General features: G+C 65.2%; 13 protein-coding genes. 6 read left to right on the top strand and 7 right to left on the bottom strand.

From position 1 onward, the window contains the following. Positions 1–820: tRNA (adenosine(37)-N6)-threonylcarbamoyltransferase complex transferase subunit TsaD (gene tsaD, locus JHD67_RS15445; RefSeq protein WP_199100122.1), on the bottom strand; the 820-nt coding region annotated here is incomplete at its 3' end. A gap of 111 nt (positions 821–931) precedes the next feature. Here tsaD and rpsU point away from each other — a divergent pair. Both rpsU and JHD67_RS15435 read left to right on the top strand, forming a co-directional pair. Further along, positions 932–1,147 carry a 30S ribosomal protein S21 gene (gene rpsU, locus JHD67_RS15440; RefSeq protein WP_014404075.1) on the top strand — a complete coding sequence of 72 codons (216 nt, stop codon included), beginning with the start codon at positions 932–934 and terminating at the stop codon, positions 1,145–1,147. A gap of 163 nt (positions 1,148–1,310) precedes the next feature. Continuing rightward, positions 1,311–1,757, top strand: a complete 447-nt coding sequence (locus JHD67_RS15435) for a GatB/YqeY domain-containing protein (RefSeq protein WP_199100119.1) — start codon at positions 1,311–1,313, stop codon at positions 1,755–1,757. Here JHD67_RS15435 and JHD67_RS15430 read toward each other — a convergent pair whose 3' ends face one another. Continuing rightward, positions 1,758–2,060 carry a hypothetical protein gene (locus tag JHD67_RS15430; protein ID WP_199100118.1) on the bottom strand — a complete coding sequence of 101 codons (303 nt, stop codon included), beginning with the start codon at positions 2,058–2,060 and terminating at the stop codon, positions 1,758–1,760. Positions 2,061–2,210: 150 nt separating this feature from the next. Between JHD67_RS15430 and JHD67_RS15425 the strand changes: the two genes are divergently transcribed. Further along, positions 2,211–2,381 carry a DUF1328 domain-containing protein gene (locus tag JHD67_RS15425; protein WP_199100117.1) on the top strand — a complete coding sequence of 57 codons (171 nt, stop codon included), beginning with the start codon at positions 2,211–2,213 and terminating at the stop codon, positions 2,379–2,381. 22 nt (positions 2,382–2,403) lie between these two features. Here the strand turns inward: JHD67_RS15425 and JHD67_RS15420 are convergent, their stop codons facing one another. Beyond that, a complete protein-coding gene (locus tag JHD67_RS15420) occupies positions 2,404–3,063 on the bottom strand; it encodes a GNAT family N-acetyltransferase (protein ID WP_199100116.1) in 660 nt (219 codons plus the stop codon). A gap of 146 nt (positions 3,064–3,209) precedes the next feature. Here JHD67_RS15420 and dnaG point away from each other — a divergent pair, with 146 nt between their 5' ends. The 3 genes from dnaG to JHD67_RS15405 all read left to right on the top strand — a co-directional run bounded on the left by dnaG (position 3,210) and on the right by JHD67_RS15405 (position 6,431). Next, on the top strand, positions 3,210–4,976 hold the full coding sequence (gene dnaG, locus JHD67_RS15415) for a DNA primase (protein ID WP_199100115.1): 1,767 nt from the start codon (positions 3,210–3,212) through the stop codon (positions 4,974–4,976). Positions 4,977–5,194: 218 nt separating this feature from the next. After that, positions 5,195–5,821 (top strand): DedA family protein, encoded by a 627-nt coding sequence (locus JHD67_RS15410; protein ID WP_199100114.1) that lies wholly within the window; start codon positions 5,195–5,197, stop codon positions 5,819–5,821. A 7-nt stretch (positions 5,822–5,828) separates the two neighbouring features. Next, on the top strand, positions 5,829–6,431 hold the full coding sequence (locus tag JHD67_RS15405; protein WP_199100113.1) for a pentapeptide repeat-containing protein: 603 nt from the start codon (positions 5,829–5,831) through the stop codon (positions 6,429–6,431). Between the two features lie 33 nt (positions 6,432–6,464). On the opposite strand, the gene JHD67_RS15400 is transcribed toward JHD67_RS15405, so the two are convergent. From JHD67_RS15400 to JHD67_RS15385, 4 genes are all read right to left on the bottom strand, one after another. Beyond that, positions 6,465–7,988: an efflux transporter outer membrane subunit gene (locus tag JHD67_RS15400; RefSeq protein WP_199100112.1), complete on the bottom strand. Its 1,524-nt coding sequence runs from the start codon at positions 7,986–7,988 to the stop codon at positions 6,465–6,467. A gap of 2 nt (positions 7,989–7,990) precedes the next feature. Then, positions 7,991–11,092, bottom strand: coding sequence for a CusA/CzcA family heavy metal efflux RND transporter (locus JHD67_RS15395; protein WP_199100111.1), 3,102 nt, complete (start codon positions 11,090–11,092; stop codon positions 7,991–7,993). Further along, positions 11,085–12,200: an efflux RND transporter periplasmic adaptor subunit gene (locus JHD67_RS15390; protein ID WP_199100110.1), complete on the bottom strand. Its 1,116-nt coding sequence runs from the start codon at positions 12,198–12,200 to the stop codon at positions 11,085–11,087. Before JHD67_RS15390 ends, JHD67_RS15395 begins: the two co-directional genes overlap by 8 nt. A gap of 286 nt (positions 12,201–12,486) precedes the next feature. Then, positions 12,487–14,136 carry a Na/Pi cotransporter family protein gene (locus tag JHD67_RS15385; protein WP_199100109.1) on the bottom strand — a complete coding sequence of 550 codons (1,650 nt, stop codon included), beginning with the start codon at positions 14,134–14,136 and terminating at the stop codon, positions 12,487–12,489. Between the last annotated feature and the right edge of the window lie 5 nt (positions 14,137–14,141).

Below are 14,141 nucleotides of genomic sequence, written 5' to 3'. Positions count from 1 at the left end.
CGCCCACGCCACCGGCGATCACCAGGCGCTTTGCACCGCTGGCCTGCAGGGCACGGCGGCACTTGATGATCATGGTGTCGACAATGGCTTCCTCGAAGGCACGCGCAATATCCGCGCGGGTCTGCTCACGCTGATCCGATTGCTGCCAAGCCAGCAGCACCTGGGTCTTCAGCCCCGAAAAGCTGAAGTCCAGCCCGGGCCGGTCTGTCATCGGGCGCGAGAAACGGAACACGCCCGGCTGCCCCTGCTCGGCCAGCTTGGCCAACGCAGGACCGCCCGGATACGGCAGCCCCATCAGCTTGGCGGTCTTGTCGAAGGCCTCGCCGGCCGCGTCATCCAGCGTGTCGCCGAGGATGCGGTACTGGCCGATGCCCTTTACCTCCACCAGCATCGAGTGACCGCCCGACACCAGCAACGCCACAAACGGCGGCTCCGGCGGGTCGTCCTCCAGCAGCGGCGCCAGCAAGTGCCCTTCCATGTGATGCACGCCAATGGCCGGCACGCCCAGCGCCCAGGCCATGGCCCGGGCGGCGGATGCACCCACCAGCAAGGCACCCACCAAACCTGGGCCGGCCGTATAGGCCACACCGCCCAGGTCCGCCGGGGTCAGGCCGGCCTGGGCCAGGGCCTCGCGCACCAGCGGCAGCAGTTTGCGTACGTGATCGCGGCTGGCCAGCTCCGGCACCACGCCGCCGTAGTCGGCGTGCAGCTTGATCTGGCTGTAGAGCGTGTGTGAAAGCAGGCCGCGGCCGGGCGCTTCAGGCTCCCAGCGCAACAAGGCTACGCCGGTCTCGTCACAGGAGGTTTCCACCCCCAGGATCGGTTTGCCACTATGGGGCTTTGAAATTGCTGTCGTTTCCACGTTATACTTCGCGGCTCACCGTATTCAAACGGCTCGTTCAGGCGGGCCAGTCTACCACTTGGAGTTTCCATGCCCAGCGTAAAAGTCCGCGAGAACGAGCCGTTCGAGCTTGCCCTCCGTCGCTTCAAGCGCACCTGCGAAAAGGCCGGCGTCCTGGCCGAAACCCGCAAGCGCGAGTTCTATGAGAAGCCGACCCAGGAGCGTAAGCGCAAGCGCGCTGCCGCCGTGAAGCGTCACCTGCGCCGCCTCTCGCGCGACACCTCGCGTCGCACGCGCCTGTACTGAGCCCTTCGTCCGCACCTGCGGACGCTCGCGGCTCCGACGCCTACGGCGTCGTATCAGGTCGCTTGGCAGCTGGCGCGTCCATCCGCTGCCGCTCTCCAGCCACCTACACTAGCCGGCGTTGCCCAGCGCAACGCCGGCTTTGTGTGCTTCCGAGGAACCCATCATGACACTCAAGCAGCAGCTTACCGAAGACATGAAGACCGCCATGCGTGGCGGCCTAAAGGATCGACTGGCCGTGATCCGCCTGATTTTGGCGGCGATCAAGCAGCGCGAAGTGGACGAGCGCATCGAGCTGGATGATGTGCAGACCCTGTCCGTGCTGGAAAAGATGGTCAAACAGCGCAAGGACTCCATCAGCCAATTCGAGGCGGCCAGCCGTCAGGATCTGGCCGATATCGAGCGCGCGGAAATGGTCGTGATCGAAGGCTATCTGCCGGCCAAGCTGAGCGATGAAGAAGTCGACGCCCTCATTACCGCCGCCATCGCCGATACGGGCGCCAGCTCGGCTCGCGACATGGGCAAGGTGGTGGCCGCGGTAAAGGAAAAGGCCGCCGGCCGCGCCGACATGGGCCTGGTTTCCGGCCGGATCAAGGCGCGCCTGGCCGGCTGATCACGCCGCCTTCACGCGAATCCACGCGTACAGCAGCCCCAGCACCGCGATTACCGCCAGCACAAGGGCGGTGATCCTCCGGCGGTGCTGGCGCAGCTTCTGCCAGCTGTCCGGGTCCAGGTAATACCGCCCCTCGCCCGGGCAGCGCAGCACGCCCTGCCCCACCAGCTGATACCAGGCCATACCCGGCTGAACTCCCAGCTCCTGCGGCGTGCGCGCCGCGGCGGGCGTCGTGGCGCCCGCTTGCTCGAACACGCGCACCATGGCGCCTTGACGGCGAATCAGCAGCGCGGTGAGCAACATTGCGGTCATCCTTGAGCGGGAAGCTGAAGCTTGGCTTGCCCTACACGTGGCGCACAAGCCATCGCTGCGCGAATTTCACGTGCCGGCCCCTACAACCAAGGGCGACCCGCGCTCCATGCGGGCCATCCTATCCGTGGAAGGGAGTAAGGCATGCTCAAGTGGGCCATCATTTTCGCCATCGTTTCGCTCGTGACCGGCTGGATGGGTTTCGGCTCGGTGTCGGGTATCAGCGCAACCATCGCCAAGGTGCTGTTCGCGATCTTCGTGATCCTGTTCCTGATCTCGCTGCTGGCCGTGATCGGTTTGATCCACTTGGCCTAAACCTGCCGGATGGAGTGGCGGCTCAGCCCAGCCGCCACTCCATCCGTCGATGAGCCGGCACGCGCAACTCGCCGCGCGCCAACCGTGAGGCGCGTTCGCCGGTCACCTCAAAGCCGCTGCGAAGGTACAGCGCCTCGGCGCGCGGATTGGCGGTGGAGACATCCAACACCATGCGACGGCGACCCGCCGAACGTCCCGCCTGAATCAGGTGCGCCATCAGCGCCCCACCCAGGCCCTGCCCCCGCAGCTCCGGCACCACGCCGAGGTGGGCCAGATAGTGCATGTCGCCCTCCGGCGGCCGGATCACCGACTCCACCCGCAAGCCGCGCACGATCACCGCGCCAGCGCGCAACAAACCGTAGTGCGCCACGATCTGGCGCGCCGCGGCCAGCGTAAAGGGCCATTTGCTGTCGGCACCGAACCCAGCACCCACCGCCACCACCTGCCCGCGCCACTCCCCGACCCAGTGATTGCGCCAACCGAACTCGCCATCGCCATCGACAAAGCAATGCCGCAGGAAGGCCTGCGCCCCCTCGCCCTTGGCATTGGCGAACACGTAGTCGAACGCGGCCGGCCCCGAGCTGTAGATCAAGGGCACCGCGGCGGCGGCATCCTCCGCACGGGCCGGGCGGAATCGCACGTGCACCCCGGAAGCCGCCTTGTTGCCGTGCCCTTTAGCCATAACCACCTCGATCGCCACTCACCGATACGGCGCGCAGCTTAGGGCAACACACGCATCGCGCGCAGTGGCGGCAGCGACCGCGACAGGGGGTGGAAGCGGCCACGAAGTGAGCGGGGACGCACGTCAGCCTCTACACTAAGGAGCTTATGCGCGGACGTATTCCTGACAGCTTCATCGACGAATTGCTTGCCCGCGTCGACATCGTCGATGTGATCGAGCGGCGCGTGCCGCTGAAGAAGGCCGGCCGCGAATGGACCGCCTGCTGCCCGTTCCACAACGAACGCACCCCCTCGTTCTATGTCAGCCCGGCCAAGCAGTTCTTCCACTGCTTTGGTTGCGGTGCACACGGCAGCGCGCTCAAGTTCCTGATGGATTACGAGCGCCTGGAATTCCCCGATGCGGTAGAGGAACTGGCCCAGTCGGTCGGCCTCACCGTGCCCCGCGAAGGCGGCGACGACCGCGCCCCGCGCGAGGACAAGACCGACCTGTACGCCCTGCTGGACGCCAGCGCCCGCTGGTACGAAAGCGAGCTGCCCAAGAGCAGCGAGGCACAGGCGTACTGCAAGAAGCGCGGTCTGGATGCGCAAACCATCCAGCGCTTTCGCATCGGCTGGGCGCCCGCTGGCTTCGATGGCGTGATCAAGGCCCTGGGTGGCAGCGACCGCCGCATGCAATTGCTCAACGAAGCGGGCATGGTGGCCAGCAACGAACGCGGGCGTCGCTACGACCGCTTCCGCGAACGCCTGATGTTTCCCATCCTGGATCGCCGCGGCCGCGTGATCGCCTTCGGTGGCCGCATCATTCCCAGCGCGGCCCCGGCCCGTGAGGGCCAGGATGGACAGAAGGAACCCGGCCCCAAGTACCTCAACTCGCCCGAAACGCCGCTGTTCCATAAAGGCCGCGAGCTGTTCGCGCTATGGCAGGTAAAGCAGGCCAACCCCAGCCTCTCGCGTATCGTGGTGGTGGAGGGCTATATGGACGTGATCGCCATGCACCAGGCCGGGCTGCCCATAGCGGTGGCTACGCTGGGCACGGCGACCACGCCCGAGCACACCGAAGTGCTGTTCCGCGCCGCACCCGACGTGGTGTTCTGCTTCGACGGCGACCGCGCCGGCCGCGCGGCGGCGTGGAAGGCGCTGGAATCGGCACTGCCGCGTCTGCGCGATGGTCGACAGGCGTACTTCCTGTTCCTGCCCGATGGCGAAGATCCCGACACGCTGATCCGCAAGGAAGGCAAAGACGGCTTTGAGAAACGTCTGAAAGCGGCCACGCCACTGTCCGAATATTTCTTCGGGGAACTTGCCCATGACGTGGACACCGCCAGCCTGGACGGTCGCGCCCGCCTGGCAGAGCGTGCCCGCCCGTTGATCGCCAAACTGCCCGATGGCGCCTTTCGCGATCTGATGGCGCAAGAGCTGGAAAAGCGCACCGGCGCGCGCGCCGCACTGAACGCCGATCCCGCCGCGCGCCAACCGGTGCAGCGCTCCATGGTGGTCCAACGCTCGTTGGTGCGTAGCGCCATCGCCCTGCTGCTGGCCCAGCCGGGTGCGGCCGACCAGGTGGAGCGTCCCTACGGCTTCCTGCGCCTGGACAAGCCCGGCGTGGCCTTGTTGGCCGAGCTGATCGACCTGGCGCGCTCGCGACCGGGCATCAACTCCGCCAGCCTGGTGGAGCACTTTGCCGAACGCAGCGAATACGGCGCCTTGCAGAAACTGATGGCCGCCATGGTGGTAGGCGAGCCGGAAGCCCAGCGCGCCGAATTCTTCGATGCGCTCAAGCGCATGGAGCAACAGGCGGTCATCCAACGCCGTGACTGGCTGACCGCCAAAAGCCGCGAAGGCGCCCTCGACAGTGCCGAAAAAGCCGAGCTGCGCGAACTGCTCGCCGCACGCGTAACGTCGCCGGCACGCTGAGTTTCACCTGCGCGTGAAGCGCCGGTGCCGGCCCTCGCCCGGCATGACAACAGCCTTCTAACCATTCCCCCCGCAAGATGTGCGCTCGCTGGCGCCCAGCCAACCGGGGGGAAGCCGGGCAAATTCACCGTGCGCCGCGTCAAGCGCGTCGACACCTTCGTATGGGATCATCGACCCTCCCCTGTAGGCATGGGCAACTCACGCGGGCATGGATGTAGATGGAATTGCTTGAACGACTGGTGACCCTGTTCGCCGAGAATGGCTACCTCGCGGTGTTTATCGCGCTGTTGCTGTGTGGCGCGGGCTTCCCCCTGCCCGAGGACATCACCCTGGTGGCCGGCGGCGTGATCACCGGCCTGGGCTACGGCAACGTGCACGTGATGTTCGGCGTGGGCATGGCCGGCGTGCTGGTGGGCGATGCGGGCATGTTCCTGCTCGGCCATCACTATGGCGCACGCATCCTGCAATGGCGCATGGTGGCGCGCGTGCTCACGCCCGAGCGCTACGCCAAGGTGCAGGAGAAATTCGAACGTTACGGCAATCGCCTGATGTTCATTGCCCGCTTCCTGCCGGGCATGCGCACGGCGGTGTTCATTACCGCCGGCTCTACCCATCGCGTAACCTTCCTGCGCTTCTTCCTGCTCGATGGCGCCGCCGCGCTGATCAGCGTGCCGATCTGGGTGTATCTGGGCTACTTCGGCGCCGACAACCACGAATGGCTGGCCATGTGGATCCATCGCGGACAGAACGGGTTGTGGCTGTTCGGCGGCATCGTGCTGGTCATAGCGCTGGCATTGTGGTGGCGTCACCGGCGACGCGTGGCTTGCCAGACCGAACAGCACTGAGCCACGCATGAGCGCACGGCCCTGGACCGACAAGCACTACGACGATGCGACGTTCGAGGACATGCAGGCCAACGGCGGCACGCTCGATGGCATCCGCTTTCGCGACTGCCGCTTCGTCCGCTGCCAGTTCAGTGAGGCTACGCTGGCGCAATGCCGCTTCAGCGATTGTGAATTTCGCGAGTGCAACCTGAGCCTGGCCAAGCTCACCGGCAGCGGCTTCGACGGTAGCCGCTTCAGCGATTGCAAGATGGTGGGCATCGACTGGACCCGTGCCTATTGGCCGCGCGTGCGCACCGCCAAGGCGTTGGCCTTCCATCGCTGCGTGCTCAACGACAGCTCATTCTTTGGCTTGGACCTGCGCGAGTGTGTGCTGACCGAGTGCCGCGCGGTGGACGTGGACTTCACCGATGCCAATTGCGAAGCGGCCGATTTCCAGGGCAGCGACCTGCGCGACAGCGTATTCGCCCGCACGCGGCTGGTCGGCGCCAACTTCCTCGACGCCCAGAGCTACCGCATCGACCTCTTCAACAACGACATTCGACGCGCCCGTTTCTCCCTGCCCGAGGCCGTAGCCTTGCTGGATGGCCTGGATATCGAACTGGAGGGCTGACGCGGCCCGAGGGCAGCGCCAGCCCTTCGCCGCTCAGGACGACGCGCCAGGAGGCGCGGAAGCCACTTCCGCCGCGTCCTTGCGGTTCCACCAGCCTCCACCCAGCGCCTGGAACAGGGCCACCGTGTCGGCATAACGCGCTGCCCGCGCCTGCACCAGCGCCAGCTTGGTCTGCTGCCAGGCCAGCTCGGTGGTGAGCAGACTGCTCTGACTGACATCGCCCAGGGCCACCTGCTGTTGCGCGATGGCGAGGCTGCGAGCCGCCGCCCGCTCGGCCCGCTCGGCCGCCGCCAAACCGCGTGCATCCGCCTCAATGGCATGCAGCGTATCGGCCACGTTCTGCACCGCCTGCAACACCGTGCTGCGGTATTGCGCCGCCGCTTGCGCATACGCCGCCTCGGCGCCGCGCTGCTTGTGCTTGAGGGCGCCACCATCGAACAGCGGCTGGGTCACCGTGGCACCCAGATTCCAGAAGCCACTGCCCGAGGAGAACACCTGACTGGCCTTCTCCGCCGCGCCACCGAAGGAGGCATTGATCTGCACATTGGGCAGGCGATTGGCGAGGGCGACACCGACCTGGGCGCTGGCCGAGTGCAGTTGCTCCTCGGCCGCACGTACGTCCGGCCGCTGCTCCACCAATTGAGCCGGCAGGCTCAATGGCAATTCGGTCGGCAATTGCAGCGCATCCAGGTCAAATACGGCGCCTAGATCCTGATCCGGCGTACGACCACTCAGCATCGCCAACAGGTCGCGCTGCTGCGCCAGCTGTTTCTCCAACGGCGGCAAGGTGGCCTTGCTCTGCTCCAGCGCGGTGACCTGCGCGGCCACCGTGGCCTCGGCCGCGTCACCCAAGGCGCGCTGCTGCTGCAAGGTGCTGAGGATGGTGGTCTGTGCGTCGATGATTTGCCGGGTGCTGGCGATCTGCGCGCGCAGCGAGGCTTCCTGGATCGCGGCATTCACCAGATTGCTGGTCAAGGTGAGGTAGGTGGCTTCCAATTGAAACCGCTGCGCATTCGCCTGGGCGGTCAAGGACTCCACCTGCCGTCGATTGGCGCCCCACAGGTCCAGCGTATAGCCCACGCTGACCTGGGCCGTGGTCAGGCTGTACAGGCTGGCATTGGAGGCGGCACCGCTGGCGACGTCGTTGGCATAGTCCTGCCGTGTGGAATTCACGCTGCCATTGATCGTGGGGAAGTAGGCGCCACGCTGGGCGTAGACGGCCTCCCAGGCCCCTTTCAGGGCCGCATGTGCCGCTTCCACATCGGCGTTGTGCTTGAGCGCATCATCGATCAGCGCATTGAGCGGCTGCGAATGGAACAGCGTCCACCACTGGCCGGGAATATCCATGGACGACAGCAGCTGCTGCGGCGCGGCGTCCTTGCCAGCCGCCGATGCGGTGACGCTCGGCGTGGGCGTCGTGCTGTAGCCCTGCGCGGCGGGTGCGGTCGGACGATGGTAGTTCGGCCCAACGGCGCAACCGGCGAGCGCGACACCGATGGCCAGCGCCAGCGCGAGGCGAACGGGTACGCGAGACAGCGAAGTACGGATATCGATCATGATCAAAGCTCCCGCGTCGGATGCGGACGGTGCTGGCGACGGCGGCGCTCGATAAAGCGCTCGACGGCGAAATACAGGCCGGGCAGCACGAACAGGGTAAGCAACGTAGCAATGGGCAAGCCGCCTACCACCACGGTAGCGAGGCCGCGCTGCACGTCGGTGCCGATGCCGGTGGCGAGCGCCGCGGGCAGCATGCCCACACTGGCGACGGTGGCCGTCATCAACACCGGCCGGAAGCGCTCGGTGGCGCCTTCCAGCACCGCGTCCTTCAGCCCGTGGCCCTGTTTGCGCACGCGATTGATGTTGGACACCATGATGATGCCGTTCTGCACTGCCACGCCAAACAGCGCGATAAAACCCACCGCTGTGGCGATATTGAGCGTCTCGCCGCGTAGATGCAGCGAGATCAGGCCGCCCACCGTGGCCAGCGGCACCACACCCAGTACCAACGCGGCCTGATGGAGCTTGCCGAACTCGGCGAACAGCAACACCGCCATGATGGCCAGCACCAGGCCCATCACCACGATCAGCCGCGCCTGCGCGCGTTGCTGGTTCTCGAAGGTACCCGCCCACTGCAAGTGGTAGTTCTGCTTGTCGAAATGCACCTTGGCATCGATCTGCTGCTGCGCATCGGCCAGGTACTCAGACAAGGCGCGATCGCGATTGTCGATGCGGATGGTGATCTGGCGCTTGCTCTGCTCATGCGCGATGGTGCTTTCACCGGTGCGCAGGCGAATATCCGATACCTGCTTGAGCGGCACCTGCGCGCCACCGGCCGAGGTCAACGGCAACTGACCCACCGCCTCAATGTTGTTGGCTACGTCGTTGGAAACTCGTGCGGTCACGTTATAGATGCGGTCGCCCACATAGACCTGGGTGATCGGCGTGCCACCGAGTGCGGTCTGGATCAGGCTGCTCACATCGCTGATATTGATGCCGTAGCGAGCCGCGGCATCGCGGTCGGCGGTGATGGCCAACTGCGGAATCGGCGGTTCCTGGAAGATCGACGCCTCGGCCGTGCCGCGTACGCCGCGCAGCACGTCCACGATCTCGCCGCCAACGCGGCGCAGCTCGTTGAAGTCATCGCCATAGATGCGCAGCACCAAGGGGCTGTGCGCGCCACCGATCATGTCGTTCTCGCCGTCCACGATAGGCTGGCTAATGCCCACCGACATGCCAGGCAGCTGCTGCATGCGCGCATTGAAACGACGCAGGAACTCCGCCTTGCTCTCGCCGCTGGGCCAGGTGTCGTACGGCTTGAGGCCCACGCCCGCTTCCACGTGCGAGGGTGTCCACGGATCGGTGCCGGTATCGTTGCGCCCCATCTGGGTCACCACATAGGACACTTCAGGGAACTCGCGTACAGCACGGCGTAACTCGCCGGTCATCTCGCTGGCCTTGTCGAGCGACAAACCCGTGGGCATCTGCACCTGCAGCCACAACGAGCCTTCGTCCAGCTCGGGCAGAAACTCGCGGCCAATGCTCATGCCCAGCACCAGCACCCCGACGAAGGCGACGCCGGCCAGCGAGTACGCCACCGGAAGGCGGCCCAGCAACTTGCCCAGCGTGGCGGTATACGCCGCCTGCAAGCGTTCCAGCGGCTTGTTATGGAAGATCTTGCGCGGCTTGCGCAGCGCAAAATACGCCAGGCCGGGCGTGAGCGTGACGGTGCACAGCAAGGCCGCCAGCAAGGCATAACCCACGGTGAAAGCCATCGGCCTGAACAGCTTGCCTTCCGCATGCTCAAAGGCGAACAGAGGCAGGTAAGCGGTAACGATGATCAGCGTGGCAAAGAAGATCGAGCGCCCCACATGCTTGGTCACCGTCATCACGTCATCTTCGGTCAGCACGGCGCCGGGCTTTTCCTCGCGTCGACGCAGGATCGCCTCGGTAACCACGATGGTGCCATCCACAATCACGCCAAAGTCGATCGCACCCAGCGAAAACAGGTTGGCCGGCATGTGCGTGAAGTGCATCAGGATGAACACCGTGACCAGCGACATCGGAATGGCCACCGCCGCCACCATCGCCGAACGCGGGCTGCCCAGAAACAGGATCAGCACGATGCACACCAGGCCCACGCCTTCCATCACGGTGTGGAATACCTTGTCCTTGGTGGCCTCCACCAGATCGTCGCGATCGATGTACGGCACCACACGCACATCCTGCGCGGCCAGCTGCTTGTTGAGCTGCTCGACCGTGGCATGGATGCCCTGCAGCACCTGCGAGGGATTTTCGTACTTGAGCAGGTCGACGATGCCCTCAATGGTATCGGGGTTATTGTCCTTGCCCAGAATGCCCTGGCGCACCTGATGGCCGTACTGCAGCTTGCCCAGCTCGCGCACCAGCACCGGCACGCCATTGCTCTGCGTCACCACGATGTCGCCCAGGTCCTTGAGCGTGTGCACCATGCCGATGCCGCGCACGATGTAGGACTGTTCGCCGCGCGTAATGCGTCCACCGCCGGCATTGGCGGTATTGGCGGAAATGGCGCTGCTCACCTGGCTGACGCTGACGCCGTACTTGAGCAGCTTGGCGGGATCGAGCTCCAGTTGGAACTCCTTGGTGAAGCCACCGAAGGTATCCACGTTGGCCACGCCCGATACGCGCTGCAGCGCCGGCACGACCACCCAGGTCTGCAGCTCGGAAAGCTCCATCAGGTTCTTGGTGTTGGACTCCAGCGTGTAGCGATAGATTTCACCCGCCGGGCCGGACACCGGGTCGAGCCCGGGCGTAACACCCGGCGGCAAGGTAACCTGGCTGATGCGCTCCATCACGCGCTGACGCGACCAGTAATCCTCGGCACCGTCCTTGAATACGAGCGTGATAAGCGACAGGCCGAACGTGCTGCTTGAGCGCATGCTCACCAGACCGGGCGTGCCGGCCAGGCCACGCTCCAGCGGCGTGGTGATCTGCTGCTCGATCTCTTCCGCGGCCAAACCCGGAACCTGGGTGGTGACCTGCGCGGTGACGTCCGCGAGCTCGGGATAAGCCTCGATGGCCAACTGTGTCCACGAGTAGTAGCCAAAACACAGCACCAGCAACGACACCACGATGAACAGCACGCGCTTCGTGAAGCAGAAATGGAAGATCGCGTTAATCATTGAGCAGAACTCCGCCCTTCACGATCACACGATCGCCCGCGTTCAGTCCCTTGAGCACGCGCGCATCAGCCGACTCGTCGTAGCTCAACTCCACTTTGCGACGCTCGAACGTCCACGGCGACACCTCGACGAACACCGTGGTGCTGTCGTTGTTCATCAGCAGCGCCGATTGCGGCACGAACACCTGGGCCGGCTGCGGCACCGCCATGCTTGCCTTGGCGAACATATTGGGCTTTAGACGTCCATCCGCATTGGCAAAGACGGACCGCACCATGTCGCGACGCGTATCGGCCTGCAGCACCTGGCTGACGAAACTCACTTGACCGTGAAACACCTGATCCGGATAGGCCGACAGCGTGGCATCCACGGCCAGCCCCTTGGCCACCTGGCCCACATCGGCCTCCGGCACGTTGGCGGTGATCCACACCGAGCTTAGATCCGCGACGGTCATCAGCACCGCATTGGGATCGTTGGCGTACGCGCCCGGGGCGATGTTCAAGGCCGTCACGTAACCGCTGGTCGGCGCGACGATCTGGATGCTGCGCGCGCCGGCCGGCGTGCCGCCCGCGTTGAGCGAGCTGAGGCGCGTCTGCGCGCGATCCATCTCGGCCTTGGCCTGGTTGTAAGCACTTTGGGCCGATTCCAGGTCCTTCATCGCATTGCCACCGGCCTGCTGCACGCCGCGGGCACGCTCCAGCTGCCTCTGGGCCAGCGCCAAAGCATCGGTGGCCTTGACCACGTCAGCATGTGCCTGGGCCATGTCACCGGACTCGATCACCGCCAGCAACTGGCCGCGGTTCACATGATCGCCCAACCCCACCTTGAGCTCCGTCACGCGGCCCGTAAGCGGCGCCAGCACGTTGAACGTGCGCGCAGGGTCGGCCTCCACCGTGCCCGGAAACACCATCGCGTGCGGCTGGGTATGGACGTCTACCGGCGCCACCACCAGCTCCTTACGCAGCGGCGATTTCTCCGGCACGCGCAGCACGCCATGGTCATCCACGAACGCGGGGCCGGCATCCGCCCCCTTGTCGCCGTGAGAGGAACAGGCGGCCAAGGGCAAGCCAACGGCCAATGCAAAACACAGTCGGGTCAAGCGGTACGACATGGGTATTCCCCTGAAAATATTAGGCATACGTGCACTCGCTGCGGCCAACAAGCCACAGAGCGCGTGATGCGAAAGGGAAAGGTGCGGCTACTGATGAGCCGTCAACGCTTGACCCGTCCGCGGGCTGACCGGATCCGGTCGCCGCGTGCGGGGTCACTCCGAACGGAGGGTGCGCAAAAGCGGGATCGAATCGGTCAGCAAGAAAATTCGGATTCAGTCGATGGGTCCGGGTCCAATGTGCCGTCACTCCTTTACAAGACAAATACGATAACGACCAAGGCTTACGTCAGGTCGTCGCCGGCTCGCGTATCAGGCGATCCTGCAGCAGGCCCGCCCGCTCCAGCGGCAGGTAGGCCAGTGCGGCCAGGTGCGAATGGATGCGCTTGAGGTCGCGCAGGATGCGCAGGTAGACGTCCGCGCCGCCACCGCCATCGCGGCGCTCGCGCAGGGCCTTGATGTGCCGCTCCGAGGCCTCGTTCTCCAGGCGCCACAGGGCCTCCTTGCGTGCCACCAGTTGCTGGGCCGCACGCAAGTCGCCACGCAGGAACACGGTCAGCCCCAGGCGCAGGCTCTCCATCACCAGGGCGTGCATGGCGGCGAGATCCTGAATGTCTTCGGCACTGAAATCCTGGCCGTTCTGCGCCTTCTTGGCGGCGAACTCCATCAGGTTGTTGGCGGTAATGTCGCCGATGTGTTCGAGATTGATCACGAAGGCCAGGATCTCCTGGCTGCGCTCGCCATCCTCCTCGTTCAGCGCTTCGCCACCGAGATCGGCAAGGTACTCGCGAATCGCCATGCCCAGGCGGTCAAGGTAGGTATCCGTGCGGCTGATCGCGGCGGCGCTGCTGCGGTCGTCCTTGCCGAACACCTCCACCAACCCCTTGAGCATGCCCTCCACCATGTCCGCCATGCGCATGGACTCGCGCACCGTATTGGCGAGCGCCACATTGGCCGAATCCAGTGCGCCCTCGTCCAGGTACTGGGGCACGCCGGGGTCGTTGGGCTTGGGGGGATCGGGCAGCAGGCGAACCAGCAAACGGGCAAGGCTTTGCACCGGCAGCAGGAAGATCAGCGCCAGCCCGAGGTTGAACGCCGTATGGAAGTTCACCGCCATACGTGCCGGCGAACTGCCCAGCGGCGCCAGCCAGTGAGGCAACAACGACAGCAGCGGCAGGCAGACCACGCAACCGAACGCGCGCACCAACAAATTGCCCATTGGCAGACGGCGAGCGACTGGTGTGTGCGCCTCCATCAGCGCAGGAATGGTGCCGCCCAGGTTGGCTCCCAGCACCAGTGCCAGCGCACCCGACGCATCCACCACGCCTGCATTGGCCAGCGACACGATCAAGAGCACCACGGCGACGCTGGAATGGCACGCCCAGGTGAGCAGAGCGGCCACCAAAATGGCCAACACCGGCTCGCTCGCCAGGCTCTGCAGGATCGCGCGCAGCACCTGCGCGTTCTCCACGGGCGCCATGGCGCCCACCAGCAAATGCAAAGCCAGCAACATCAAACCCAGGCCGATGGAAACGCGGCCGAGGTTTTCGTAGCTCACATCATCGGTACGCCGATGAATGGCAAAGCCGAGCAGTATCAGCACCGGCGCCACGATGGCGATGTCGAACGACATTACCTGCACGATCAGCGTGGTGCCGACGTTGGCGCCCAACATCACCGCCAATCCCGGCGCGAGGCCCAGAAAGCCGCTGGCGGCGAACGAAGTCGCCATGAGGCCGGTGGCGGTACTGCTTTGCAGAACGGCGGTAACGCACACGCCAAAGCCGAAGGCCGCCGGACGATGACCGAGGTAACGCCCCATCCAGCGGCGCAGCGCGCTGCCATAACCGCGCAACACACCGCTGGTGACCATGTGCGTACCCCACAGCAGCAGCGCCACGTAGCCGGCAATATCGAGTAGAGCGAAGGTTCCCTTCATGGCTC

The sequence above is a fragment of the Dyella sp. ASV21 genome (assembly GCF_016428975.1).
GTDB lineage: Bacteria > Pseudomonadota > Gammaproteobacteria > Xanthomonadales > Rhodanobacteraceae > Dyella.
This window is presented reverse-complemented; position numbering and strand designations above follow the sequence as displayed.